At 63.3% G+C, this 25680-nt stretch carries 24 protein-coding genes; 10 read left to right on the top strand and 14 right to left on the bottom strand.

The genetic code is table 11. The annotated features are described in order from the left end of the window. Positions 1-211 precede the first annotated feature (211 nt). Together J8C01_RS09240 and J8C01_RS09235 are read left to right on the top strand one after the other, a co-directional pair. Positions 212-628 carry an NADH-quinone oxidoreductase subunit A gene (locus tag J8C01_RS09240; RefSeq protein WP_014100357.1) on the top strand — a complete coding sequence of 139 codons (417 nt, stop codon included), beginning with the start codon at positions 212-214 and terminating at the stop codon, positions 626-628. Between the two features lie 79 nt (positions 629-707). Continuing rightward, entirely contained in the window at positions 708-1229 is a 522-nt protein-coding gene (locus J8C01_RS09235) for an NADH-quinone oxidoreductase subunit B (RefSeq protein WP_014100356.1), read from the top strand. A gap of 59 nt (positions 1230-1288) precedes the next feature. On the opposite strand, the gene J8C01_RS09230 is transcribed toward J8C01_RS09235, so the two are convergent. Both J8C01_RS09230 and J8C01_RS09225 read right to left on the bottom strand, forming a co-directional pair. Next, positions 1289-1909, bottom strand: a complete 621-nt coding sequence (locus tag J8C01_RS09230) for a cupin domain-containing protein (RefSeq protein ID WP_211431719.1) — start codon at positions 1907-1909, stop codon at positions 1289-1291. Continuing rightward, positions 1906-2508, bottom strand: coding sequence for a sigma-70 family RNA polymerase sigma factor (locus J8C01_RS09225; RefSeq protein ID WP_211431718.1), 603 nt, complete (start codon positions 2506-2508; stop codon positions 1906-1908). The genes J8C01_RS09230 and J8C01_RS09225 overlap by 4 nt, the downstream gene beginning before the upstream one ends. Positions 2509-2808: 300 nt before the next feature. On the opposite strand from J8C01_RS09225, the gene J8C01_RS09220 reads away from it, so the two are divergent. Then, on the top strand, positions 2809-7089 hold the full coding sequence (locus J8C01_RS09220) for a translocation/assembly module TamB (RefSeq protein ID WP_211431717.1): 4281 nt from the start codon (positions 2809-2811) through the stop codon (positions 7087-7089). A gap of 16 nt (positions 7090-7105) precedes the next feature. On the opposite strand, the gene uvrC is transcribed toward J8C01_RS09220, so the two are convergent. The 5 genes from uvrC to J8C01_RS09195 form a co-directional block, all read right to left on the bottom strand. After that, positions 7106-8932, bottom strand: a complete 1827-nt coding sequence (uvrC, locus tag J8C01_RS09215) for an excinuclease ABC subunit UvrC (RefSeq protein WP_014100352.1) — start codon at positions 8930-8932, stop codon at positions 7106-7108. Between the two features lie 42 nt (positions 8933-8974). After that, entirely contained in the window at positions 8975-9442 is a 468-nt protein-coding gene (locus J8C01_RS09210; protein ID WP_148264008.1) for a hypothetical protein, read from the bottom strand. Positions 9443-9510: 68 nt separating this feature from the next. Then, positions 9511-10062: a hypothetical protein gene (locus J8C01_RS09205; RefSeq protein ID WP_148264007.1), complete on the bottom strand. Its 552-nt coding sequence runs from the start codon at positions 10060-10062 to the stop codon at positions 9511-9513. 82 nt (positions 10063-10144) lie between these two features. Next, a complete protein-coding gene (locus J8C01_RS09200) occupies positions 10145-11482 on the bottom strand; it encodes a tetratricopeptide repeat protein (RefSeq protein ID WP_211431716.1) in 1338 nt (445 codons plus the stop codon). Further along, positions 11475-12365: a class I SAM-dependent methyltransferase gene (locus J8C01_RS09195; RefSeq protein WP_211431715.1), complete on the bottom strand. Its 891-nt coding sequence runs from the start codon at positions 12363-12365 to the stop codon at positions 11475-11477. Before J8C01_RS09195 ends, J8C01_RS09200 begins: the two co-directional genes overlap by 8 nt. A 248-nt stretch (positions 12366-12613) precedes the next feature. On the opposite strand from J8C01_RS09195, the gene J8C01_RS09190 reads away from it, so the two are divergent. Next, entirely contained in the window at positions 12614-13153 is a 540-nt protein-coding gene (locus J8C01_RS09190; RefSeq protein ID WP_187288363.1) for a CarD family transcriptional regulator, read from the top strand. Between the two features lie 66 nt (positions 13154-13219). After that, on the top strand, positions 13220-14599 hold the full coding sequence (locus J8C01_RS09185; protein ID WP_211431714.1) for a hemolysin family protein: 1380 nt from the start codon (positions 13220-13222) through the stop codon (positions 14597-14599). A 60-nt stretch (positions 14600-14659) separates the two neighbouring features. Here J8C01_RS09185 and J8C01_RS09180 read toward each other — a convergent pair whose 3' ends face one another. The 7 genes from J8C01_RS09180 to J8C01_RS09150 form a co-directional block, all read right to left on the bottom strand. Beyond that, entirely contained in the window at positions 14660-15379 is a 720-nt protein-coding gene (locus J8C01_RS09180; RefSeq protein ID WP_211431713.1) for a tetratricopeptide repeat protein, read from the bottom strand. Positions 15380-15382: 3 nt separating this feature from the next. Then, a complete protein-coding gene (locus tag J8C01_RS09175; RefSeq protein WP_058866928.1) occupies positions 15383-15700 on the bottom strand; it encodes a hypothetical protein in 318 nt (105 codons plus the stop codon). Then, on the bottom strand, positions 15697-15939 hold the full coding sequence (locus tag J8C01_RS09170) for a hypothetical protein (RefSeq protein ID WP_211431712.1): 243 nt from the start codon (positions 15937-15939) through the stop codon (positions 15697-15699). The genes J8C01_RS09175 and J8C01_RS09170 overlap by 4 nt, the downstream gene beginning before the upstream one ends. Then, positions 15936-16670: a response regulator transcription factor gene (locus tag J8C01_RS09165; RefSeq protein ID WP_211431711.1), complete on the bottom strand. Its 735-nt coding sequence runs from the start codon at positions 16668-16670 to the stop codon at positions 15936-15938. The genes J8C01_RS09170 and J8C01_RS09165 overlap by 4 nt, the downstream gene beginning before the upstream one ends. Further along, the gene (locus J8C01_RS09160; protein WP_211431710.1) at positions 16667-18145 is read right to left on the bottom strand and encodes a hypothetical protein; all 1479 of its coding nucleotides are present in this window, start codon (positions 18143-18145) and stop codon (positions 16667-16669) included. The genes J8C01_RS09165 and J8C01_RS09160 overlap by 4 nt, the downstream gene beginning before the upstream one ends. Positions 18146-18277: 132 nt before the next feature. Then, complete coding sequence (locus tag J8C01_RS09155; RefSeq protein ID WP_211421898.1) at positions 18278-18622, bottom strand: AtuA-related protein; 345 nt, start codon at positions 18620-18622, stop codon at positions 18278-18280. Between the two features lie 31 nt (positions 18623-18653). Beyond that, positions 18654-19835: an acetyl-CoA C-acetyltransferase gene (locus J8C01_RS09150; RefSeq protein WP_211431709.1), complete on the bottom strand. Its 1182-nt coding sequence runs from the start codon at positions 19833-19835 to the stop codon at positions 18654-18656. 93 nt (positions 19836-19928) lie between these two features. On the opposite strand from J8C01_RS09150, the gene J8C01_RS09145 reads away from it, so the two are divergent. The 5 genes from J8C01_RS09145 to J8C01_RS09125 all read left to right on the top strand — a co-directional run bounded on the left by J8C01_RS09145 (position 19929) and on the right by J8C01_RS09125 (position 25672). After that, the gene (locus J8C01_RS09145) at positions 19929-20327 is read left to right on the top strand and encodes a hypothetical protein (RefSeq protein ID WP_014100338.1); all 399 of its coding nucleotides are present in this window, start codon (positions 19929-19931) and stop codon (positions 20325-20327) included. A gap of 94 nt (positions 20328-20421) precedes the next feature. Further along, a complete protein-coding gene (locus tag J8C01_RS09140) occupies positions 20422-21345 on the top strand; it encodes a cation diffusion facilitator family transporter (protein ID WP_211431708.1) in 924 nt (307 codons plus the stop codon). After that, a complete protein-coding gene (gene msrA, locus J8C01_RS09135) occupies positions 21342-21884 on the top strand; it encodes a peptide-methionine (S)-S-oxide reductase MsrA (RefSeq protein WP_211431707.1) in 543 nt (180 codons plus the stop codon). Before J8C01_RS09140 ends, msrA begins: the two co-directional genes overlap by 4 nt. Positions 21885-21896: 12 nt before the next feature. Next, positions 21897-24803 carry an excinuclease ABC subunit UvrA gene (gene uvrA / locus J8C01_RS09130; protein ID WP_211431706.1) on the top strand — a complete coding sequence of 969 codons (2907 nt, stop codon included), beginning with the start codon at positions 21897-21899 and terminating at the stop codon, positions 24801-24803. A gap of 38 nt (positions 24804-24841) precedes the next feature. Next, positions 24842-25672 (top strand): TlyA family RNA methyltransferase, encoded by an 831-nt coding sequence (locus tag J8C01_RS09125; RefSeq protein WP_211431705.1) that lies wholly within the window; start codon positions 24842-24844, stop codon positions 25670-25672. Positions 25673-25680 lie beyond the last annotated feature (8 nt).

Here is a 25680-nt window from a genome sequence, read left to right as displayed (position 1 = left end):
GAAGCCGCAGCAGCGGCGGCCGCACCGCCTGCGACCGCGCCTGGTTCGGAGGCTGCGTCCGGCGAGTCCACACCGACGCCGCCGGCCGAATAACATCCACACTTCACGGCTGCGAAACCGGTCAACCGCCGGAACAATCGCCGGGTGACAGCCGTCCAGCGTATGCTGGGTTACGGAAAGTCATCCGCGCATCGCCCATGGTCTGCCCGCTATGATTTCCACGGTGTTCTTGCTCCTGCAACAAGCTGCCACAGAAATGCCGGTACGCGGCCCCATCATGGGCTACATTCCGATTGCGCTTCTCTTTGCCATTGCGCTGGCGATTCCGGTTGGGGCCCTGACCGTTGGACGGTTTATCCGCCGGACGGTCATGACGCCCGAAAAGATGATGCCCTATGAGTGTGGCGTTGATCCGGTCAGCGACGCGCGGGAACGCATCTCGGTGCGGTACTACGTCATCGCCATGCTGTTTCTCATCTTTGACGTGGAGACCATTTTCCTCTTTCCGTGGGCGGTGATTTTCGATCAGCTCGCCCTGTTCGGACTCATCGAAGCGTTCATTTTTATCGGCATCCTGGTGGTTGGCTACTACTATGCCTGGCGCAAGGGGGCGCTGGACTGGGCGTAAAGGTGGCCCGGTTGCCCTGCGTGCTGGAAATTCCTCCGGCATCAGGCTGCTCTGGCATTCGTGAAAGGTGGTGAAGACCATGGTGCGTGAAGAAGCTCCGGGTTTGGTGTTGTCGTCGGTGGATTACATTTTCAACTGGGCGCGCAAGTCGGCACTCTGGCCGATGACCTTTGGTTTGGCCTGCTGTGCCATTGAAATGATGGCTACCGGGGCTTCCCGCTTTGACCTGGACCGTTTTGGCGCCGGGGTCTTCCGTCCCAGTCCGCGGCAGGCTGACCTCATCATTGTGGCCGGCACGGTTACGCTCAAAATGGCCCCGGTGGTGCGCCGCGTCTATGAGCAGATGCCCGACCCGAAGTGGGTGATTTCGATGGGGTCGTGCTCCAATGTCGGCGGGCCGTTCAACACCTACTCAACCCTGCAGGGTGTGGACCGGATCATTCCGGTGGATGTCTATGTGCCAGGTTGTCCGCCGCGCCCGGAAGCCCTGCTCTACGGGCTGATGCGCCTGCAGGACAAGATCATGCGGGAGCACCCGACGCGCTTCCTGTTTGGGCGCGGGAACGAAATCATCGAGCCGGAAAAATCCGCCGCCGCTTAGGGTCACGCCTGCCAGATATTCCCCTGAAGCGCACCCGACCGATGCCGGTCGGGTGCGCTTTATTGCGCGCCTTTGCCTGGATATTCGGCCCGGCATTCGCTCAGGGAACGGCGAACCAGAATCGTGCAGCCGGTGGTCGTGAAGTTGTGGGTATGGGTCGTGCCGGCTTCCGACCGAATGTAATCTCCGGGTCCAAGGCGTTCTTCACCCACGGTCAAATCGCCTTCCAGAACGAAGACTTCCTCAGCGATTTGGTGGCGATGTGGTGGAAGTGACGCGCCCGGCTCGGCGCGAACCAAGGCCACAATGAGGTCTTCGGCCGGGTTGTGATAAAGCAGCCGGGTCATCCACCCCGGCTGCCAGGGGATCCACGCGCCATCGCGCGCCCGCGAAAGCGTCGAATAGGGAATGGCTTCGGGCGGAGAGGGGGGGATGGTGGAGGGCTGACCAATGGTGGACATCAGCCGCGCGCGGAGCTTCGCCGGTGGCTCGGCGGCACAGCTTTCAAGAATCTGCGTGGCCAGTTGGCGCATCGTTTCCAACCCTTCGGTGCGCAGCCAAGGGTTATCTACCAGGTGGTTTTCAATCGCCCGACGCTCATCCGCATCGAGCGTTTCGAGGAGATAACCCAGAAGCGTTTCCCACGGTTGCTCTTCCTCGGACCAGCTATTGTTTGTCATAACCAACCTTTCTTCATCGCCGGACCCAACCAGCGCCGCAGATGTTGAAGCGCCAGGCGCAGGCGTCCTTTGACCGTTCCCAGTGGAATTGCCAGGCGGTCAGCAATTTCCTGATTGGTCAGGCCCAGGAAAAATGTCAGCTCAATGACTTGTCGTTGGTCAGGCGAGAGGTTCTGGAGTGCCTTGTGCACCAGGTCTCCCCGCTGTATTGCAAGGAGGGATTGTTCCACGTCCTGCACCTTCTCTGGGGATTCCAGGGAGGCAGGATAATTCTCGTTGGTGACGGACTCCATCGGGAGCTGCCGGCCCGGCCGCTGCATTCGTAGGGCGTCAATGGCCCGGCTGCGGGCCATCATCAGCAGCCAGGCCGTGGGGCTTCCACGCTGGATGTCATAATCTTTGGCGCGGCGCCAGACTTCCAGATAGACGGCCATGGTCACTTCCTCGGCATCACTGTCGTTGTGTAAAACCTGTCTGGCCACGCCAAAGACCTGTCGGGATGTAAGGTCATAAAACTCTCCCAGGGCAGCCTGGTCTCCCGCGGCGATCCGACGAATCAACTCAAGCAGATGACGATGTGGGGAATCCGGCGGTGACACAGGATATTCTCCTCGATATACGGCATAACCAAAGAAAAGGGTCAGACAAAGATCGTGAACTGAATACAGATAAAGTGCCCACGACTATATCCGCTGCTCCGCCGCACGTCATCCGTAAGATTGGCGCATAAGATTCGCGCGTAAAGTAGCTGACCGGAAATACCGGGGATACGTCCGGCAGGGGCAACAGGACAGTCCCTGGCGTTATCTTTCGGAAACCGGGCGGATGAACCGGCGTGCTAAGCTGCCTGCGGCGGGTTCGTGCGGGTCCCCCAAATTCCCCTGTGTGAGCACTGCAACATGGCTGTGACACGTGGACAACGCTGGCGGATGGCCTTCCTGGCGCTGGCGCTCGTCGTCACGGGACTGCTCAGCGCCGGTGTCGTCTGGGTGGTTCAGGGCGGGCTGGACGACTTCGTACGGCGCAAACTCATTGCCGAACTCGAACGCCAGACGGACGTGCGGGCGGAAATCGGCGATCTGCGGGTGCATCTGTTTTCGACCTCGGCGGAAGCCGGGCGGATTGCCTGCTTCCTGCCGGGCGACGCCCAGCCATTTTTCACTGCTGACCGCCTGACGGCGGAAATCAACGTCGAAAGCCTCTGGCGGCAGGCGTTTTCCCTGCGTCACCTGACCCTTGACCGCCCGGCGCTCAACCTGACCTTCGATGACCGGGGCATCAACCTGGCGCGCATCCGCCTGCCGGAACGCCGCCGGACGCTGCCGGCCGAAGCAGATGAGCCGCTGGTGGATGAGGTGCTTGAGGGGAGCCGCATCGTCATCCGGGACGGTACGGTGCAGGTTGCCGCTGCGACCTATGGCGTGGATGGGCAGATTGACCACTTTGCGCTGTTTGGGCGCACACTCGACAAACACACCCTGCGCGTGGAAACCGGCTTCGATGCAGCAGCGGTCACGGTGACAGCCGGTGACGGCCGCCAGCGGACGCTCAACGAAGCGCGGCTGCGCCTGACGGGAACGGTCACAAAAGAGGCCGCCGAGATTGACACACTGTTGCTCACAACGCCGCTCGGCGAAGTGACGGCAGCCGGCCGCGTGCGCTGGCCCGATAACGTACCGCGCTACGAAGGCAATGCCTATGTGACGCTCGATCTTGCCGCCACCAGCCAGACATTGCTCGCTGGACTGCCTCTGACGGGACGGGTGCAGATGCCCGTCCGCGTGGCTGGCGACGCCGAACAGATTGCCCTGGAAGGCAACCTCGAACCGCTGACCGGACGCCTGGCCGGGGTGACGGTCTCCGGGCTGACAGCCCAGTACGTGCTCGACACACCCTTTGGGCGTTTTCCAAACCGCGCCGAAGGCGATGTCAAAGCCGGGCGGGTCACTTTTGCCGGCTATGCGCTGGATAGCCTGTCTGCGCACGTCGCCGTCTCTCCAACGGCCGTGGACATCACCGGGGCCACGGCACGGGTCATGGGCGGCCGGTTGCAGGGACAAATGCGCCTGGTCTATTCGGCCGAAACCCGCGAGCGGTCACAGGCCAGGTTCACCCTCACGGGCTTTGATGTTGGGCAGGTGGCCCGCTTGACCCCCCTGCCAGCGCGCGTCCTGACCGGACGCGGCAACGTACAACTGGAAGCCGCCTGGCCCGGGCTGGAGGCACTGCGGGCCAGCGGGCGCGTCCAAGTCACACTGACTGGCGAGGCCGTGCCGCCCGAAGGCAGCCCGGAAACGGCCCCGCTGCCGCTGACCGCCGAAGTCCGCGCCGGCCTGACGCCGGGCGTCGTCGAGGTGGAATCCCTGGTGGCCCGTGTCGGGGAAGGCGTCCTGACGGTCTCCGGCCGTTATGGCTGGCGGGCGCGGGAGGTGAATGCCACGCTCGACTACCACACCCCGGAACTGGCCCAGGCACAAACGCTGGCCAAGTGGCTTGGCTTCAACATTCCTGCACTGACGACCCAAACCGAAGACGCCCGGCTGGAGCTGCGCGGGGCCGGGGATGTCACCGGAACCATCGCCGGTTCCCTGAAAGCCCCGACGTTGACCGGAACAGCGAGCGTGGGCGGAATTTACGTCAACGACCAACGCATCGGCCGGGCGGCTGTAAAGTTCGAGGCTTCGCCGACGACCGTGACCCTGACCGAGGCTTCGCTCGTCCAGCCGGACGGCGGCTGTATCGTCGCCGGTTTCAATGGCAGTTGGACGGAAAGCCAGCCAACTCAGGTCAACCTTAAGGCATACGAACTCAAACTGGCTTCCCTCGGCGCTATCCTGCAAACCATTCCGGCGACGAACGCCCTCGGCGGCCGCCTGACCGATCTGGGCGGACGCGCCGACGGCGAATTCAGCCTGACCGGCCTGCCGAACCTGGCGACGCTCAAGAGTGGACTCGCCCCACGTGACTGGCTCAAAGCCGCCGAGCAGATACGCGGCAACGGAACGCTGGCGCTGACCTCGACCAAAACGCCGCTGGGTGAACTGCGCCGTGGAGAAGCACGGGTTTCCTTTCGGGATGACGAGTGGGTGCTGGATGGCCTCGTGGCCCGCTTTCCGGCCGGTGTCATCAGCGGTCAGGGACGTTACCAGCCGTCGGCCGGCGCTTACGACGTGGCGCTGCAATCCAACGGCCTTGATGCCGCCGCCGTGGCACAGACCTTCGGGCGGACCGATCTGCCGCTGGCGGGTGTCATCCGGTTCGATGTCGCCTCGCGTTCAACCGTGAGCCAGGTGCTGTCGAATCATCTGGATTTCACCTTCAAGGCGACGAGTGAGACGCTGACCATTGGCAATGATATGTTCCGGGATGTCCGGCTCAACGCGGCCAGTGATCCTGATGGGGAAAAAGCCCGGCTGACGCTGACGGCGCAGTACCGCGATTTTGCCTATCGTGCGGACGCGACCGTGACGTACCTCGACCCGGACGGCGAACTGGCCCTGCTGGTCGAAAGCCAATTTGATTTCAACCAGACGCCGCTGGCTCCGGTGCTGTCCATTTTCGATGTCGGGCCGCAAAATCTGAACGGCGAGATCACCGGCCGCCTGCGCCTTGCGGGACCGCTCTATGCCGTGGACCCGGTCACCGACGAAGGCGGTTTCACCACCGGCAAGCTGGCCCTGACCGGAGATTTTTCGGCGCTGCGGCTCGTCGTGCCGCTGGGCGAACTTGGCGCGGTGCAGGATAACTACGTCATTGTCAACGACGGCCCTCTTCAGTTTTCCGTCAGCGACCGGGCGCTGGAGTTTCGGAACTTTCGTCTCCGGGATGAGCCCGGCGAAACGACTTCACTGGCGCTGGCCGGGAAACTGGGGCTGACCGGCGGCCGCGATACCGTCACGGCCGAAGGAAAAGTTGACCTGAAGCTGCTGCGCGGCTTCTCGAAACGCATCACCTCGCGGGGCGAGCTGACCATTAAGGCCACCCTGGGTGGCAGCCTCCTCAATCCGCGCCTGACCGGCTACACCGACATTGATGACTTTGGGCTGCGGATTACCGATGTGCCGCTGGCACTCGAAAACGGCGGCGGACGCATTCTGTTCAATGCCAACCGGGCGCAGATCGAGACGCTGACGGCCGACGCCGGCGGCGGAAAGGTCGAAGTGACCGGCGGGGCCATCTTCGAGCGCCTCAGCGATGTCCGGTGGCGGTTCGGACTGCGCGCCGAGAACGTGCGCGTGAAGTATCCGCGTGACATCCGTTCGCTGGCCGATGGCGATCTGGTGCTGCAGGGCAACCGGTCGCTTCAGGTGCTGAGCGGCGTGGTGCGCATCAAACGCGCCGAGTACACGACGAATACCGATCTGGCCACGCTCGTACGGACGCAGTTCATCGGCCTGGGCGGCGTGGGCAGCTCCCTTCAGACCCGCGCCCGGCGCGCGACGTTCACGACGCTCGATGTCCGGGTGGAAGCGCCGGACACACTGTTCATTCGGAACAACATTGCCGATGTGGTGGGCGCGGCGTCGTTGCGGCTGAGCGGTTCGATAGATGACCCGGATGTTTCCGGCCGCGTCCTGATCACGCGCGGGCAGCTTGAATTTCGCAACGACCGCTTCGAGGTGACGCGCGGCGTGGTCGTGATTCCCGAAGGGCCGGCCGGCACGACGTTTTATGACATCCAGGCCGAGGCGACAATTCAGGGCTACCGGATCATCGTCGGACTGACGGGCACGGCCGACAACTTCACGCCGATTCTGCGTTCGGAGCCAAATCTGCCGCAGTCGAGCATTCTGTCCCTGCTGGCCACCGGAACCCTGCCGCCGCCGGAAATTGCCAACACGACCACGGCGGCCCAGCAGGCCAACGTGAGCGCCGCCACCACCCTGCTTTCCGAACTGCTGACAGAACGCATCGAGGAGCAGACCGGACGGCTGTTTGGCATCAACCGGTTTCAGATTGACCCGTTGCTGGTGGGGCGCGGCGGCGACCCCACGGCGCGGCTGACCGTCGGACGCCGCATCACGAAGGACCTGAGCGTGACCTTTTCGACGAACCTGGCCACGGCCGAAGAGCAGATCATCCTCATCGAGTACCGTCTGCGCAACAACGTGTCCATCATCGGCATCCGCGACCAGCGCGGCAACTTCGGCTTCGACGTGCGCGTGACCAAGCGGTTCTGACCTGCTTTGGAGGGTATCAGGCGTCAGCGGCCGGGGTCTCCGGGTGAAAGTGCTGCCAGATGGCGCGGGCGCGCTGCACACCAACGAACGGGGTCAGTTCGGCGATGCTGGCGCGCCGGATGTTTTCCAGACTGCCAAGGTTGCGCAGCAGGCGGTTCTTGAGCTTCGGCCCGATGCCGGGAATGGCCAGCAGTTCGGAATCGAAATCCCGCAGTGTGCGGCGCTGGCGGTGGAAGGTGACGGCGAAGCGGTGGGCTTCATCCCGGATGGCCTGGATGAGATGCAGCAGGGGTGAATGGCGCTCCAGCCGGAGCGGGTCGGATTCCCGACCTTTGACGAAGATGAGTTCCTCGCGTTTGGCAATCGAGGCCAGCGGCAGGGCCTCCAGGTCGAGTTCCCGCAGCGCCTGCGCTGCCGCGCTGAGTTGTCCCTTGCCGCCATCCACAATGACCAGATCGGGCAGGTGTTTTTCTTCCCGCAGCAGCCGGGCGTAGCGCCGTCCGACGACCTCGCGCATGGCGGCAAAATCGTCGCCGCCGGTGGCCGTTTTGATCCGAAACTTCCGGTACTCATCCTTGGCCGGCTGCCCGTTTTCAAACACGACCAGGGAGGCGACGGCCTCCGCGCCCTGGATGTGGGAAATGTCGAAACACTCGATGCGCGCCGGGAAGCGGGGCAGCGCCAGCAGGTCGGTCAGTTCGTCGAGGACATCGGCCATGTCGGGTTTGAGCGTCCGAAAACGCTGGTCGAAGGCCACGCGCGCATTGCGCTCAACGAGTTCGATGAGTTCGCGCTTCTGCCCGCGCTGGGGCGTCAGGATGCGCACTTTGGCGCTGCGCCGCGCCGACAGGAAGGCTTCCAGTACGTCCCGGTCAGCAAAGTCGTGCGGGGCATGGACTTCGTGGGGCACGTAGTTGCCCAGGGCGTAGTATTGGGTCAGCGCCTCGCCCAGAAAGGCGGCCGGGTCGAAGTCGTCGCCGGGCGGGAGGTCTTCCCAGAAAAACTCGCGCCGTCCGATGATGCGGCCCTCGCGCATGGTGAAAAGCTGGAGAGCCAGCCGCGCGCCGTCGCGGTGGTAGCCGAAAATGTCCACGTCGGCAGCGTCCTTGAGCATCATTTTCTGGGTTTCACCGAGCCGCTCGATGAGGCGAAGCTGATCGCGGTAGCGGGCGGCCTGCTCGAAGCGCAGTTCTTCGGCCGCCCGTTCCATCCGGGCCTGCAACTCAGCGACGAGTTGCTTGTTTTTGCCCTCGAAAAACAGCTTTACATCCCGGACGGCTTCCGCATATTCCGCCGGGCCGCACAGTTCCCGGACGCAGGGGCCAAGGCAGCGTTTGATGTGGTATTCGAGGCAGGGGCGGTCGCGCTTGCCGTCAATCTCGATGTCGCAGGTGCGGAGCTGAAACATCTGGTTGACGAGCCGGAGTGTCTGGTGCGCCAGTGAAGCCGGCAGGTAGGGCCCGTGGTACAGCGCGCCGTCGTTGAGTACGCGCCGCGTCTTGATGACCCGTGGGAACGGTTCGTTGAGCGTCAGCTTGAGGTGCGGATACTGCTTGTCATCCTTGAGCAGGACGTTGTAGCGCGGCTTGTACTGCTTGATGAGGTTGCTTTCGAGCACCAGCGCCTCGACTTCCGTATCGGTGACGATGAACTCGACATCGGCAATGTGCGCCACAAGGGCCTGGGTTTTGGGATCGTGGTGGCGGCTGGATTGAAAGTAGCTGCGCACGCGGTGGCGCAGGTTTTTGGCCTTGCCGACGTAAATGACTGTCCCGTGGGCATCCTTGTGCAGGTAGCAACCCGGACCGGTGGGCAGACTGGACAGCTTTTCAGCCAGAGACATTGGATAGGTAAAACGACGTGGATAAACGTGCCGGGGAGGGGGCTATTTCGCCAAGGCGTCGCTGGCTCCGTCAAGCAGCAGGCGCGCCATCTGCAGGGCAGCCCGGTGTGCGGGTCGTTCATCATCGCCGGGGGAAAGGCGTTCCAGGCGGGTGAGGTGGGATTCCATATAGTGGCGGACACGCGCCAGCGCCTTCCGCAGCCGGGGGTCTTTTTCGCCTTTGGTTTCGGCAACGGCGTCCAGTTTGTCGGCAAGTTCTTCGAGAATGCGCGTGTAAGCCGCAAGGAGTTGCTGGGGTGAACCGTTGGGCGGCTCGCCCCACTGCTCACGCTTGGTAAGCGGGTCAGGACGGCCTTCAAGGGCGGTGAGGCGGCGTCCGGCCAGCTTGAGGAACACCTCGGTGCGCTGGTCAATTTCCTGGGCTTCGCGGACGCGCTCGATTTCCTGTTCGTTGAGTACGTCGCCCCGCTGCTGCGCCAGCCCCGGACTGAACAGCAACAGACTGAACAAAAACACCAACCCTCGCCGCCAGCCGCCGCAAAGTCCGAACCATCGTGCCGTCATGGTACGTCGTGAGCTTATTCGGTCGGTGGGTCGCCAGCTCTGAGAAATTCACCGCCGAAGTAGGCATTGAGGGATTCCCGGCGAATACTCCGGGCGCGGTTGAGCGCCTGCCGGGCGCAGCCTTCGTGACATTCGGGCATGCCGTTGACCATCCACTCCAGCACCGGTAGTTGCTGGCGGAGCGTCGTTTCCAGCTTGCGCAACATGTGCTGGCGTACCTTTTCCTTGGCCGTTTGCCGGGTGTAACCGTGGGTGTAATCAAGCAACCCGGTATAGACCCGCAGCGCCTGGGCCGCCGTTTCGTAGCGTTCCTGCTTGACGGCTTCAACGGCCGTGGCCAGTCGGCTGGTGCCGATTTTCAGGCAGGCATCGAGGTGGTCCTTGGGATTGGTCTCTTTCTGAAGCGTCTGCCGCTCGGTTTCGGACAGTCCCGCCGGCAACGCGGACGCTGACCCGGCCGGGTCATCCGCCCAGACACCAACACCAAACACGGCAATCCAGAGCCAGAGGCCAAGGATTCGACGTGCCTGACGACAATCGCGCTGCAATAAGGTCGAATGCCGCATCGTCCTGCCCTCCTGTGCGCCAGGGTAGCCCGGCTGGTAAAGACGGCCCGACTGGGGATGCCATTGAAGCCATGGCCCAGTTTCAGGGCTTTCGGGGTTTCGACTGTTCGGCCTGCCGTCTCAGACTGGGCAACCGAAGGTGAACTTTTTCGATTTCGAGCTGGTGATGAACGCCATCGGCGCGGGCAAGAAAGGTTTCGTAAGCCGCCAGCGCCTGTCTGTAGTCGCCCATTTTGTCATAACAGACGCCGAGAAAAAAGTAGGTTGCCGCCACTTCCGGCTGTTGTTGCGAAAGAAGGACGAAGTGCCGGGCGGCTTCGGCAAAGCGGTCGAGTTTGAACAGGGCCGTGGCCAGTCCGGCGCGCGGCGCAATGGCTTCGGGGTTTTGGGCTACAAGGGGGGCGTAGGCGGCAGCGGCTTCGGCAAAGCGCCCGGCCCGGAGCAGGGTCGCGGCAGCGACAACGGCGGCCTCGCCCTCAAGCGACGAGGCCAGCGCGGCCAGTTGTGCGTCCTGGGGAAACTGTTTCCGGGCCGCTTCGAGAAATACGCGGGCGGCTTCCGGCCGGTCGAGCCGGTAGAGGGCGCTGACGATGTTGGCGGCCAGTTCGGCATGTGGCGTGGACGCATAAGCCACTTGCCAGTCAGCTACGGCCGCTTCCATCTGTCCCTGGACGGCGTAGGCGTCGCCGCGTCCACGGCGCGCTTCGGGGTGGTTGGCCTGCCCGGCGAGTGCCTGGGAAAAGGCTTTGATGGCAGCCTCGGTCTGTCCGGCGAGCAGAAGTGCCTGTCCGCGCAGGACATTCACTTCGGGCGGGACTGCGGACGTGCCGAGTGGTGCCAGGACTTCCAGAGCCGCTTCCGGTTTCTGGCGGCCAAGCGCCAGGCGCGCCAGGTGAAGCCGCGCCTCCAGATGGTCCGGCGCGAGTTGCAGCACCGTGGCATAGGCCCGTTCCGCCTGCACGGTGTTGTTGGCCGCGAGCGCCGCCGCGCCCAACTGCAACCAGCCGCGCAGGAAATCGGGCTGAAGCGCCACGCAGCGTTCAAAGGCCGTGACGGCCTCGGCGGTGCGCCGGAGCGCCAGGAGGGCCATGCCGCGCTGGAAGTGGATGGGCGCGAGGGTGTCGTCCAGCGCCAGAGCCTCATCGTAGAGCCGGAGCGCGGCAGTGAGTTGTCCGGCCTGGTGGGCGTCCTGGCCGGCCTCGAACCGCGCAATGGCGGCTGCGGTATCCGGGGCCGCCGGGGCGGAAGGCGTCTGGGCCGGAACGGGCAGGGCCAGGCTCTGAAGCCAGAGGCCGAGCGCCGGAAGAAGCCAGCGCCAGCCTGTCCACCGGCAGGATGGAGCCACGTGACAGGCTGCCGCCAGGGGGCGGGCGTTGTACCCAGTTCCGGTTGTGTCCGTGTGTCCGGGGCGTCTAAACATCGTTTTCCGGGTCTTCTTCCGGGTCCTCATCTTCTTCCAGGTCTTCATCGTCTGCGCTGGGGGATGGTTCGGCGCGGGCGGTGAGCAGCGCTGCTTTGATGCTGACTTCAAAGGGGTAGGTGCCACGGTCACGGTCAATGATGTCACACAGCGAGTCCCGGACGGAGTTGAGATAGTCCCGTGGCACGATGGACAGCCAGCGGTCGAGCCAGTAGCCGGCAATGAGCGGCGATTCGAGAAAGGCGTGTCCGCTGTCGAAGGAAAAGGTCTCTTTGCTGCTGGTAATGGTGACGTTGTGCAGTCCGGCGTCGGCCGCCTGCGCCCGGATGTCGGCTGGCGTCGGGTGGGTCCGCAGCAGGGTTTCAAGTGGTACGGCCAGGTCTTCTGCCAGATCACACTCATAGAGGGCTTCCCAGAAAATGGAGAAAAACTCATCGAAGCTGCCCCGCAGGAGCGCGTAGGCCGCGACCTGTCCGCCCTCGCCCACGCGCTCCCGCAGAAGCGTCAGCAGAGGCGGCAGAGCCTCGGTCGGAAGCAGTGAGGCATCGCCCACGACCAGATCATAGCCTTCGGCAACGGGATCATCCGCCAGTTGGTCACGGTCGAGAATGCGCAGGTTGTCGAGTTTGGCTACCTGGCACTTGTCCCGTACGATCTGCAACCGTGCCGGGTCGCTGTCGCTGGCGGTGACGGTGCCGGTGTTGCGCAGCCGGTGGGCAAGTTCGATGGCCAGTCCGCCGGTGCCACACTCCACGAGCAGGATGTGTCCGCTCTCCGGCAGGGGAATGGTCTCGGTGAGCAGTTGATGGAAGCATTCGCACCACAGCGGGCTGATGGTGAGATCGTGCAGAAAGGCGCGCGTGCGGTCATCCGGGCTGGGCATCGGGCAACATCCTTTGGACAGGAAAAGTGTAGAGCGCCGCCCTCTGGGGGCATACTGTCTTCCCGGAACCGGGAGACAGGCATGCTATCGCAATCCGTTTGACCGTCCACCCTCTCCGGCGTAAAATGCGCCGTGGTCACGTCTTCGTTTTTGGGTAGTTTTTCTCGAAATGGTCGGTCTGCCATTGCTATCCAAACTGTGCCAAACACTTGCACGGCCCCGTCTTCATCACTCAGGAGGTCATTACTGTGGGATTTAAAGTAGGCGACAAAGTGATTTATCCCAATCACGGCATCGGCGTCATTGAGGTTATCAAGCGCATGGAGTTCGATGGCGTCGAAATGGAATTCTACCAGTTGCGCCTTAGTGGAAATAACACGACGGTCAATGTCCCGGTTGACAAGGTTCAGGCGATTGGCATCCGAACCCCGATCAAGACCGTAGATGGCGAAAAACTCTTGAAACTGCTGGCGACGAACTTCGTTGCGCCGCCGTCGGACTGGAAAGACCGTTTCAAGGAATTTTCAGAAAAGATGCGCAGCGGCGACATCTTCAGCGTGGCTGAAATTCTCAAGCACCTGACCTATCTGGGAAGTCTCAAGCCCCTCTCGTTTCGTGAGAAGCGTCTGCTTGAACGGGCGCGGTATCTGGTCATCAGTGAACTGACCATGGCTTCAGGAAAGCCCCAGGAAAAAGTCGAAGAAGCCGTCGAACAGGCACTGCAAAAAGCCTTCATCAAGTTCGAGAAGAAAAATGGCAAAGCTTCTGCTGCTTCGGCGGCAGTCTAAGCGGCGTCAGGCTGTCCCCGGCGGCGATGCTGCCCTGGCATCGCCGCCATTCCAGGTTGGTCCAGAATGGGTGATCCCGTTCCACTGGTCGTCTTCAAGGTTGTCGCCGTTGGGTTTCTCGTGGCCGCCAATGCCTTCTTTGTGGCGGCTGAGTTTGCCCTCGTGGCAGCGCGGCGTCCACGGTTGTCATCCCTTGCAGGAAGTGGGCACCGGCGAGCCGTGACAGCCCTGCGGCTGATGGACGATCTCGACGGCACGATCTCGGCCACCCAGTTTGGTATCACGCTGGCCAGCCTGGCCCTGGGGTGGATTGGCGAGCTGACCTTTGCCCGGATTTTCGAGCACTGGCTGGCAGCATTTATGCCCAGCGGGCTGTGGCTCTATGCTTCCGCCCACGCCATTGCCGTCGCCGTCGCCTTTTCGCTCATCACAGCGCTGCACATCGTCTTTGGCGAACTGGCGCCCAAGTCGCTGGCACTGGCGCGGGCGGAGCAGGTGGCTTTGACCGTAGCCATCCCGTTGGACCTCTTCTGCCGCGTTTTTCATCCGTTCATCTGGCTTCTGGACCGGGCCGGGGCCCGCGCCGTGCGCCTTTTCGGTGTGACGCCGCTGCCCGGCGGACATCACACGGCAGCCTATACCCAGGAAGACATCCAGCAGCTTGTCGCCCTGTCACACCAGAGCGGACACCTCAAGGCCGACGAACGCGAACTCATCCACAACGTCTTTCATTTCAGCGACACCGTGGTACGGGAAATCATGGTGCCGCGCCCGGAAGTCATCAGCCTGCCGCTGACGGCAACGGCGGATGACATTCTTCAGACGCTGTGTGAATCGGGCTACTCACGCCTGCCGGTTCACGATGCCCACCCGGACAACATCGTGGGGTTCATCCATGCCAAAGACATCCTGCGTTGTCTGGCCCGCAAGGAGCCGTTGTCCGTTGGTACGCTGCTGCGCCGGCCGGTCTTCGTGCCGGACACTGCGCACCTGGAGGAAGCCCTGCGGCAGTTGCGTGCGGCGCAGTCGCCGCTGGGGGTCGTCGTGGATGAGCACGGTACGGTTGAAGGGATCGTGACGCTGGAAGACATCCTCGAACAGCTTGTCGGTGACATCCGGGACGAGCACGACGTCACTGACGAGGAAGCCATGGTGTGGACGGAACCGGATGGCACGCTCATCTTCGACGGCGCTATCGCAGTGCGTGAAGTCAATCGCAAATTCGGCCTCAACCTTCCCGAATCGGATGACTACGCCACACTGGCCGGTTTTCTCATGACCCAGGCCGGGCGGCTGCTGGCTTCGGGCGATGTCGTCCGCTATCAGGACTACGAATTTCGCGTCGAGCAGGTCGAGCGGCGGCGCGTGGCGCGCGTGCGTGTCACCCGGCGGGCGGAAGCGCCTGCAGTGCCTGCGCCGGTGCTGATCCGGCAACCATCGGTGTGAGTGCCTGGTGAGTGCCTGGACGGTCTCTGCCGGAACCGTTCAGGTCAGGAAGCTGTGCGGTCAGGGTTGCGAAGTGGTGCGGTCGTAGCGGTCGAGAAAGGCAAGCCGTTCACGGGCGGCTGTGCCCCAGGTCGAGTCGGGATCGCGCCGGATGTAGTCCTGCCAGGCCAGCCGTGCTTCGTCCCACCGACCGAGCATCTCGAGCGCGCGGGCGCGGTTGTACCGGGCTTCGAGCAGATTTGGCTCCAAACGCAGCGCCATATCCAGGGCATCCAGGGCTTCTTCGGCTGCCGCCGGTGAGGTGCGGGCGACTTCGAGCAGAGCCAACCCCAAGTCGCTGTGCAGGGCGGCATCACGGGGAAACTGCTGAACCGCCATTTGCAGGTGGGCAAAAGCTGCGAGTGGTTTGCCTTCGGCAAGGTAGCAGCGGCCCAGCGTACGGTGGCCGTCCAGGGTCGGGCGGCGGATAAGTTCCCGTTCAAGCGCCTGCCGGGTCGCCTTGAGCTGGAGTTGGGGCTGGTCGTTGTCAGGGTTGCCCCGGTGGACAGGAGCCAGTTTGGCCGCCGGCAGGTGGGTGAGGCGTCCGTCGAGCGTCAAGCCGGCGCTGGCTGACACCTGGTGCAGCGTGGCTTCGGCTTGCGCGCCAACGGTCTGGCCCTGCCAGGCGATGAAACAGCCACTCCCGATGAGGCCAACGGTCAGACTGCCCAGGACAAACCAACGCCGTTGGAGCCACGTCGGCCGCCGGGAAGGCACTGGAGGCTGGGGTGAGAACGGCATGGCTTATGTCTCCAGATCGGCCAGCAGCTCGCCAATTTCGGCGGCCATGGTGGGATGTCCGTGGCGTTCCGCGGCACGCTGGCCCTGTTCCCAGGCGGCGCGGGCGGCGGCAATGTCGCCAAGACGCTGGTACGCCTGTCCCAGCAGCCGGTAGCCGGCCCCCTGGTCATCGCCGGTTTCCAAGTAAGCCGTCAGGTGTCTGACGACGGCCTGGTAGTCGGCCAGTTTCCAGTACTCATTGGCCAGGCCGTAGTGCGCCATCGGGTTGTTGGGATTCGCCGCCAGCATTTTCTGCAGGGCTTCCAGCCGTGCCGTCGTCATATCACAGCTTCCCCCTGACGTGGTGCCTCCGGCTGGCCGGCCGCAGGCGGCCTGGGAACTTCATACTTCCGAAAGTTCAGCTCCGGGTGTTCGATTTCAAGAAGTTCAAACAGGCTGCGCGTCATCCGCAGCCCGCGTGTCACCCAGAAAGCGCCCCGGCTTTCGTATTCCGCTTCCAGTTCGCGCGGCAGCCCGCGCACTTCGACTTCCTTGACCCACAGAATGACATCTACGTTCATAGCCCGGTCATTGTATCCTTTGGGGCATCGTCCTGCGAATGTTCTTCCGCAAGCTCGGCCGACCACGGCACGAGCCAGCCAACCCGCACAAGGTAGGTCGCCAGAAACAGAATCTTGGGTTCGAGGTGCGGCAGGCTGGCAATGATGTCGGCCAGGGAGTTCTGACCGTCGAACAGGTCGAGCAGCGTCACATTCGAGGGAGAGAGTTTGGCCGCGGCCAGGGCCGATTCCATGGCCGGTGTGCGGCGGTAGGCAACATCCAGCGGCGGCGCAAACTGTGGGTTGCTCAGCAGGAGTACGAGGTCTTCGCTGATGTCAATGGTTTCGAGTGGCGAGGTGATGCGGGTGTGTGAACCCTGGTTTTGCGACCACTCGATTTCGTCAGCCACCGTGGCCAGCAGCAGTGCCGGCGTCACGGGTTTGACCAGTGAAGAAAGCCGCAGCCGCTCCATGGCACGGGAGAGAATCTCATCCGGCAGGCGCGTCAGGGCAATGATCGGCGTGGTGACGAACCGCTCCCGCATGATGCGGGCCGGGGCCAGTTCCCCGACGCCCGGCGTGGTATCCGCAATGATGAGCGTTGGGGGCTGGTCAGACAGCGTATGCGCCGTGTTTGGGTCATCTGTCACCAGAACGTGGTAGCCGGCCAGCGTCAGGGTTTTGTTGATGAGCTGCGCCGTTTCCGGGTCGCTTCCCACAAACAAAATGGTCTGGTGACGAACAAGGCTCATGGCGTTCTCAACAGCGTAGCGACCAGTTCTTCCAACCGCCGGATGCGTTTGTCAAAAACGGCGTTGCGGATTTCGTGCAGGACATCGAGTTGTTCCAGCTCCACCAGGGCAATGTTGATGCGCCACATGGTTTCCTGGCGGGCTTTACGGCAGCGTTTTTTCTCGGTTGAATCCGTCCGGCGATACCATTCTTCAAGGGTTGCCCGCTTGAACTCAAACTGACGCTGCTTGAGTTCTTCGACCAATCCCAGCAGGCGTTGTGGCCCGGCGGTGTCGGTGGTTTCACGGGCCCGCAGATAGGCGTCAATGCGCTGACAGATGCGCTCAGCCAGGGTGCGTTTGATTCCGGCGGCAAGGGCAATATCGCTTGGCAGCCCGGTGGTGTAGCTTTCGAGGCGCGACATCCCGGCTGCAAACAGTTTCTGGATGGTTTTTTGCCCGACACCTTCAACCTGCTTGAGCAGTGTTGTCAGCACGATGCTCTCTGATGACGTTGGGGCCGGCGGAATGAAGAAGGTCGCGGGCAGGTAATCCTCCAGATCGGCATAAGCGCTCAGGACGCGCAGCTTCCAGTGCCGGCCGTAGCGCCGCCGGTCGCCTTCGCTGTGGTCCTGAAGCAGCACGGCTTCCAGGCGTTCCAGCCGGATGCTCAGATCGGTGAAGGCAATGGACTGTGAGGCACGCCGCAGGTTCACCACGGCCGGACGGCAGGCTTCCAGCCAGTCGCGGGCAAAGGACCCTTTGCGCAGTTCAGTGATGAAATCCTTGATGGGCTGGACGTAGCCTGTGGCAATGTCCGCAAACAGTTGCCGCACTTCCGGGGGAACACCAGGGTCGGTTTCGGACTGCCAGATGCCTTCCGGCAGGGCAAACTCCGACGATGGATGCGTGGCCGCGTCAAAAGCCCCTTCGAGACTGCCGATCACGTCATCGAGAAAGTCGTCGTCAAGGTCCACGGCAAGGTCATCGAAGGGGTCTTCATTGCCGTCGAAGGTGACTTCGGTGGTAATCCGTCGCGTCTGTTGGTTGGTGTCGGGCGTGGCTGACAGCGGCGCGGCAAGGAAGCCCTGAAGCCGCTGGGTAATCTGATGCGTCAGGGAAACTTCTATCACCCGGCCTGTGTCGCTCATCGTGCGCACCATATCCACAAAGCAGGTCGTGGCCTGGGTCAGCCCATCGAGCGCCGACGTTTGCTGTTCCGGGGCAAAGCTGGCCAGACGCAACGCCAAGGCTGCACCGGCTTCCGCCAGGGACAGCAGCGCCTCGACGCCCTCGCGGGTGTGTGGCGACAGGTTGTTCTGGTCGCGGCGCAGCTCGCGGACGGCCGTCAGCAGTTCGTCCGTGTGCTCACAGACCGCCAGGTGGTAGGCCGGATTGTGCGGTGCGCGGCGCAGCCGTTCCAGATAAAGCCTGAGCAACGTCGTGTGGTCTTCGACGCCGACGACGAAGGCCTCAAGCGAAGTAAAACGATCCATAGTGGAATGTCATCGCGTGTGATGTGCCGAAAACATAACACAGGTCGTGCGGGGCGAAGACGCATGAGAAAACACATTGGGCAAAAAAGAAAGTCGCGGCCCGGTTGCCAGCCCGGCCGCGGAATGCCTGTCTTACGCCGGGTTGACCAGGTGCGCCAGGTGTTCGGGAAGCTCAACTTCCATACGCAGCAGAGCCGTGCTGTACGTTTTCCCCTGGGCATCGCTGCGCAGCGAGACCGTGCCGCCGCCACCCAACGCCTTGTGAAGCAGAAAGTTAAGGGCTTCGAGGTTGGGCAGTTCATACCGCTCGACCGGGCCGTGACACAGCTCGGCAAAATGTGCTTTGACGCGCTCGGCTGTGACCTGCTCACACAGCACCGGATAAAACTCCGGGCGGCGGGCAATGAGACCGATGTTGGACGTGTCGCCCTTGTCGCCCGAACGGGCATGGGCAATGTCAAAAAGCCTGACTCGCATGTGACGTATTTCCTCTGTCCGGTTTTGGTGTTCAGTCGCGCTCGACGGCCAGAGCAACAGCATTTCCGCCGCCCAGACACAAGGCCGCGACGCCACGTTTGGCCTGGCGGGCCTGAAGCGCATGCAGAAGCGTCACCAGGACACGCGCTCCACTGGCGCCGATGGGATGCCCCAGCGCAATGGCCCCGCCGTTGACGTTGACCCGCGCCGGATCAGCGCCGACTTCCTGCGTGACAGCAATGGCCTGCGCAGCAAAGGCTTCGTTGAACTCGAACAAATCCACATCTTCGACCTTCCAGCCGGCCTTGGCCAGGACGCGCCGGGTGGCTTCCACCGGAGCCATCATGATGAGCTTCGGTTCGATACCGCTCATTGCCTGGGCCACGATGCGCGCCATGGGTTGGCGTCCCAGACGTGCGGCCTGGGCTTCCGAAGTGACAACCACAGCCGCCGCGCCATCATTGATGGTGGAGGCATTGCCGGCCGTCACCGTCCCGTCCGGCTGAAAGACCGGCTTGAGCTTGGCCAGGGCGGCGGCTGTCGTATCGGTGCGCGGTCCCTCATCTTCGGCAAAAACAACCGGGTCGCCTTTGCGCTGCGGAATCGTCACCGGCTCGATTTCGGCCCGAAAGGCTCCGGCCTGCTGGGCGGCAATGGCTTTGGCCTGGGAGCCGGCGGCAAAAGCGTCCTGCGCTTCCCGTGAAATGCCATAGCGTTCGGCGACGACTTCCGCCGTGCAGCCCATGTGCCAGTTTTCAAAGGCGCACCACAGGCCGTCGTGAATCATGACATCGAGCAGTTCGCCGTGGCCCATCCGGTAGCCCTCACGTGCCTTGGGCAGGACGTAAGGCGCATTGGTCATGGATTCCATCCCGCCGGCCACGACATACTCGGCATCTCCGGCCTGAATGGCCTGCGCGGCCAGCATGACCGCGCGGAGTCCTGAACCACACACCTGATTGACCGTGAGCGCCGCCACAGCGGGCGGAAGTCCGGCACGCAGGGCGGCCTGCCGCGCCGGATTCTGGCCGAGTCCGGCCTGGAGGACGCAGCCCATGATGACCTCGTCCACCTGCACGGCATCAATCCCGGCGCGTTCAATGGCGGCCCGCACAGCGTGCGCGCCAAGCATCGGAGCCGTGAAGGATTTGAGCGAACCCTGAAACTTCCCAATCGGGAGACGGACGGCGGAAAGAATGACGGAAGTTGGCATTGTGGATGCTTTCTCGCAGAAGGAATCATGACGTAGCCCTACTATAAGCCACTTTTGGTTGGACAGACTACGGTTGTTCTGGTGGAGCAAAGCATGGTTGATGAGCACACGTCCCTTTCGCGGCAGGTAGCTGAAGGCATCGCCCGACTCGAAGCGCACACCCGGCAGGGTGTGTTGTGCTGGCAGGCGGTGGCGGCGGCGCCGGTGATGCGCTTCGTCGCCGATGATGAAGGCGTGCGCTATACGCTCACCGGTGGACGTGAAGGGATGCCAACCGTGCTGACCGCCTTTGATACGGCGCGGCGGATCGTGGTCTGGAAAGTCTCCGGGACGCCGAACACGCAGCCCCGGCTCTGGGCGCTGGCGGATTTGGTTCTGGCCCGGTTTGGCCCGCCAAAGACGGCGCTGGTTCCCGACATGACGCGGGTCGTGATGTTTCCGGTGCGTCCGGCTGCCGCCAGAGCGTGGACGCCGGCCGAACGTACCGCCTGAATCCGGCCTGGAAACAGCACACGCAACCACAACCCCGCCGGGGGCTGCGGGAACATGGACGGCGCCGGCCGGGACGTGATTTCATGGGCTGGTTATGTCCGCCACGGATGCTCCAGCGCCCACCACTTCGGCTGCTGTCCGGCGTGTGCTTTGGCGATTGCTCGTCGCCAATCTGGCCGTCGTCGTGGCCAAGGCGCTGGCTGGATGGTGGGCCGGCTCGCTGGCCGTGCTGAGCGATGCCGTTCACTCGCTGACTGACGCGGCCAACAATCTCGTCGGCATCTGGCTCATCCGGGCGGCTGCCAAACCGCCGGACCGCGAACACCCTTACGGCCACGCCAAGCTCGAACCCATCGGCGCTTTCGTCGTGTCGGCCGTGATGGGTGTGGTGGCCTACGAAATCGGACGCGAAGCCGTGCTGCGGCTCTGGGCCGGGGCGACCGTATCGCTGGCGCTGACGCCGCTGACCTTTGCCGTCATGCTCGGTACGCTGGCCGTCAACCTGCTGGTCGTCTGGTATGAACGGCGCGCCGGCCACCAGCTCGGCAGTCCTTTCCTGCTGGCCGATGCCCAGCACACGCTGAGCGATGTGTATGTCACCGTGGGCGTGCTGGTGGGGTTGGTCGGCATGTGGTTTGGGTGGACGTGGCTCGACCCCGTGGTGTCGCTGGCCGTTGTCGCTGCCGTGGGCTGGGGCGCGTATCACGTGCTGGTGACGGCCATCAACGAACTGATGGATACGGCGGCTGTGGAGGATGAGCGGCTCATCGCGCTGGCACGCCAGCACCCGGATGTCGTGGAGGTCCGCCACATCCGGTCCCGCGGACGCGGCGCCTATGGCTTTGCGGAACTCACCCTGGTTTTCCGGCATGACGACTTGCGCCGCGCCCACGCCACCAGTGACCTTTTGGAAACCCAGATTCGGCAGATGTACGGTCTGGCCCACATCACAATTCACCTTGAACCGGCCGAAGTCCGTACGCCGGGCGATGTCAAGGCAGAGGAGCTATCCGCATGACTGCATCCCGTGAAGTCGCCGTGCTTGCCGGCGGCTGCTTTTGGTGTCTGGAAGCCGTGTATCTCGGCATGCGCGGCGTGGAAAAGGTCGTTTCCGGCTATGCCAACGGACACACGCCCAACCCCACCTACCAGCAGGTCTGTTCCGGGACGACAGGCTATGCCGAAGCCGTTGAAATCACCTTCGATTCGAACGAGGTGTCGTACCGCGACCTGCTGGATGTCTTTTTCGTCATCCACGACCCGACAACGTTGAACCGGCAGGGTGCGGATGTGGGCACCCAGTACCGTTCAGGCATCTATTACCTTACGCCCGCGCAACATGAGACGGCGCGCCAGGTAGTGGCGGAGTTGACGGACAAACGGATTTTCGACGCGCCGATTGTGACCGAAATCGAGCCGCTGCGGAACTTTTACCCGGCTGAGGATTATCACCAGAACTACTTTGCCCGCCATCCATACCAGCCGTATTGCGTGGCGGTCGTTGCCCCCAAGGTGGCCAAGTTCCGCAAGCACTTCCTTGAGAAAGTCAAAGCCTGACCCTGCGTTCCGATGCCAGACGCTGCCACTTCACCTGCTGCTGCCTGTGCGGTGTCCCCGCCTGCGGCTGCTGAGCCAATCGTCATTCGCGGCGCGCGGGTTCACAATCTCAGGAACATCACCGTTGCGATTCCCTACGAAAAGCTCACCGTCATCACCGGCGTGAGTGGTTCAGGGAAGTCGTCGCTGGCGTTCGATACGTTGTATGCCGAAGGCTACCGGCGCTATGTCGAGTCGCTTTCGGCCTATGCCCGCCAGTTTCTCGAACGCCTGCCCAAGCCCGATGTGGATGAAATTACGGGCATCTGTCCGGCGATTGCCGTCCAGCAGCGGAACCAGACCCGCCAGCCGCGCTCGACCGTCGCCACCCAGACGGAGATTTACGACTACCTGCGACTGCTCTACGCCCGGATTGGCGAGGTGTTTTGCCACCAGTGCGGCGCACGGGTACGGCGGGACACACCCCAGTCCGTCGTCGGGGATGTCATGCGGGAACTGCCGGAAGGTGCCCGGTTGTATGTGACCTTTCCCCTGCTGACAACGCCCCCGGCCGGGACGGCCGCGAAGTCCGGGGCAAAGCCCGGAGCCAGAGGCCGGAAGAGTCCGGCCCGTGGCTCCGGGGCGGTCGCCCGCGAACAGACCGTTGCCCGCCTGATGCGCTGCCTGCAACGTGGCTTCCGGCGGCTGCTCGTCGGCGGGCAGCCGCTGGAACTCAACACGCCGGATGACTTTCCCCATCCGACGCTCGACGGCGTGGAAGTCATTGCAGATCGGCTGGTTGTGCGCGCCGCTGACGTTTCGCGGCTGACGGAATCGGTCGAAATGGCTTTCCGGGAGGGCAACGGCGAAATGGCCGTCCACGTGGTGACGCCGCAGCCGGCAACGCTGCGCTTTGGCGAACGCTTTGCCTGCAAGGCGTGCCGGTTGGACTATCCGGCGCCCGAACCCAGCCTGTTCAGCTTCAACAGCCCCTACGGAGCCTGCCCGACCTGCCAGGGCTTCGGCAGCACGATTGGCGTGGATATGGCGAAGGTCATTCCCGATCCGGGGCGGTCGCTGGCTGAAGGCGCGATTGATCCCTTTGAAAAGCCGCAGCTCGACTGGGCCAAACGCGAACTGCGCGCCATGTGCCGGCGGCAGGGCATCCCGTGGCAAACACCCTTCCGGCGCCTGACGGCTGAACAGCAGCGGCTGGTCATCGAGGGTGAACCACAGGGCGACTGGCCGGGAGTGAATGGTGTTTTCGCCTGGCTTGAAACCAAAAAATACAAGCTCTACGTCCGGGTTTTGCTGGCCAAGTACCGGGGATACACCGTCTGCCCGGACTGTCACGGCGGACGGCTGCGCCGCGAAGCCTGTGCGGTGCAGGTCGGCGGACGGAATTTGCCGGCGGTGGTGGGTCTCTCCATCCGTGCCGCCCTGGACTGGTTTTCCGCGCTGCCAGAGCAGCTTGGCCCGGAAGCCCGCGTCATTGCCCGCCGCCTGCTCGAAGAAATCACCAGCCGCCTGCGTTTTCTGTGTGAAGTCGGGCTGGACTACCTGACGCTCGACCGGATGGCTTCGACCCTGTCGGGGGGCGAGGCGCAGCGCATGCAGTTGGCCACGCATCTGGGCGCGGCCATGACCGGCGCGCTCTACGTGCTGGACGAACCCAGCATCGGCTTGCATCCACGGGACACCGCCCGGCTCATCGGGGCGCTGGAACGGCTGCGCGATGGCGGCAACACGGTTGTGGTTGTCGAGCACGATGAAGCCACTATCCGCGCGGCGGATTATGTCGTGGACATCGGCCCCGGCGCCGGAGAACGCGGCGGCGAGGTGGTGTTTCAGGGGCCGCAGGAGGCATTGCTGCGCGATGAACGTTCCCTGACGGCAGCCTATCTGCGCGGCGACCGGCGCATCCCTGTGCCGAAAACACGTCGTCCATGGCGGCAGGCCATTCATCTGCAGGGGGCAGCCGTTCACAATCTCAAGCACATTGGCGTGACCATTCCGCTGGGCGTGCTGACCTGTGTGACCGGCGTTTCGGGGTCAGGGAAATCCACGCTCGTCCACGAGGTGCTGTGTCCGGCTTTGGCGTCGCCGGAAGCCGCCGCGTCTGTGTGCACGTCTGTTGAGGGGCAGGAATACATCACCCGGACGATTGTCGTTGACCAGTCGCCGATTGGGCGCTCGTCGCGGTCGAATCCGGCGACGTACATCAAGGCCTACGATGCCATTCGGGAAGCCTTTGCCCAGACCCGTGAAGCGCAGCAGGCCGGATTCGGCCCCGGACATTTTTCGTTCAACATCGCCGGCGGGCGCTGTGAAGCCTGCCAGGGCGCCGGCACGGTGACAGTGGAGATGCAGTTTCTGGCCGATGTCGAACTGCCCTGCGAAACCTGTGGAGGGAAGCGTTTCAAGCCGGAAATCCTGGACATCCGCTTTCGTGGAAAAAACATTGACGACGTGCTGCACCTGACTGTTTCAGAGGCACTCACCCACTTTGCCGGACTGCGGAAAGTGACCGACCGGCTGCGGTGGCTTGCGGAAGTGGGTTTGGGCTACCTGCGGCTGGGGCAGCCGGCGACAACCCTTTCGGGCGGCGAAGCCCAGCGGCTCAAGCTGGCGGCGCACCTCAGTGAAGGGGCCGGTCAGGGCACCCTGTTTGTCTTCGATGAGCCAACGACGGGCCTGCACGTGGCTGATGTGGCCGTCCTGCTTCAGGTCTTTGAACGGTTGCTGGCCAGCGGCGCGTCGCTGGTGGTCATCGAGCATAATCTGGAAGTCATCAAAACGGCCGACTGGATCATTGACTTGGGACCCGAAGGTGGCGAGGGCGGCGGGGAAGTGGTTGCCACGGGTACACCGGAGGACATTGCCGCCGTGCCGGCTTCGCATACGGGGCGCTTCCTGCGTCAGGTTTTGTCCGGTGCGTAGCTTTTCCGGCATAGCCGGAGACAGTCAGGTGAGAGAGGATGAAACGCCGGTTGGATCACTACCTTGTGGAAACCGGTCTGGCGGATTCCCGGCAGAAGGCGCAGGCGCTGATTCTGGCCGGGCAGGTTCTGGTCAACGACCGTCCGGCAGAAAAACCGGGGTTGCTCATTGCACCGGATGCCAGGGTACGGCTGCGTGGGGAACCGCTGCGGTACGTCGGGCGCGGCGGGCTGAAGCTGGAAGCGGCTCTGCGCGGGTTTGCGCTGGATGTGCGCGATGCGCTGTGTCTCGACATTGGTGCTTCCACCGGCGGCTTTACCGATTGCCTGCTGCAACACGGGGCGCGGCAGGTCTATGCCCTCGATGTCGGCCACAACCAGTTGGACTGGAAACTGCGGTCTGACTCCCGCGTGGTTGTGCGCGAGGGCGTCAATGCGCGCTACCTGACGCCGGCTGACTTTCCTGAACGGTTTGCCGTTATCGTTGCGGATGTGTCCTTCATTTCCCTGCGCCTGATCCTGCCGGCGCTGGGTCCACTTGCCGCGCCCGAAGCGGCGCTGGTGGCACTCGTCAAGCCACAGTTCGAGGTGGGGCGTGAGCAGGTCGGCAAGGGCGGGATCGTCCGTGACCGGCGGCTGCACGCGACAGCCATGGCCGGCGTTCTGGCGGCTGCCCGGCAGGCCGGCTTTGCGCCGGAACGGATGCTGGCTTCGCCGGTCCTTGGCGCGGAAGGCAACCAGGAATATCTCCTGCTGGCGCGATATGGCCAGCCCTTAGCCCAGGTTGACTCCTGGCAGACGGATTGGCAGACGTTGTTCCCGGAGGTGGAGATTGAGGCCGGGTTTGAAAATCTGTTACCGACTCGTTAGAGTTTTGG

Source organism: Chloracidobacterium sp. D, assembly GCF_018304685.1.
Lineage (GTDB): Bacteria > Acidobacteriota > Blastocatellia > Chloracidobacteriales > Chloracidobacteriaceae > Chloracidobacterium > Chloracidobacterium thermophilum.
Note: the sequence above shows the minus strand (reverse complement) of the source record. Positions and strands in the feature narration are given on the sequence as shown.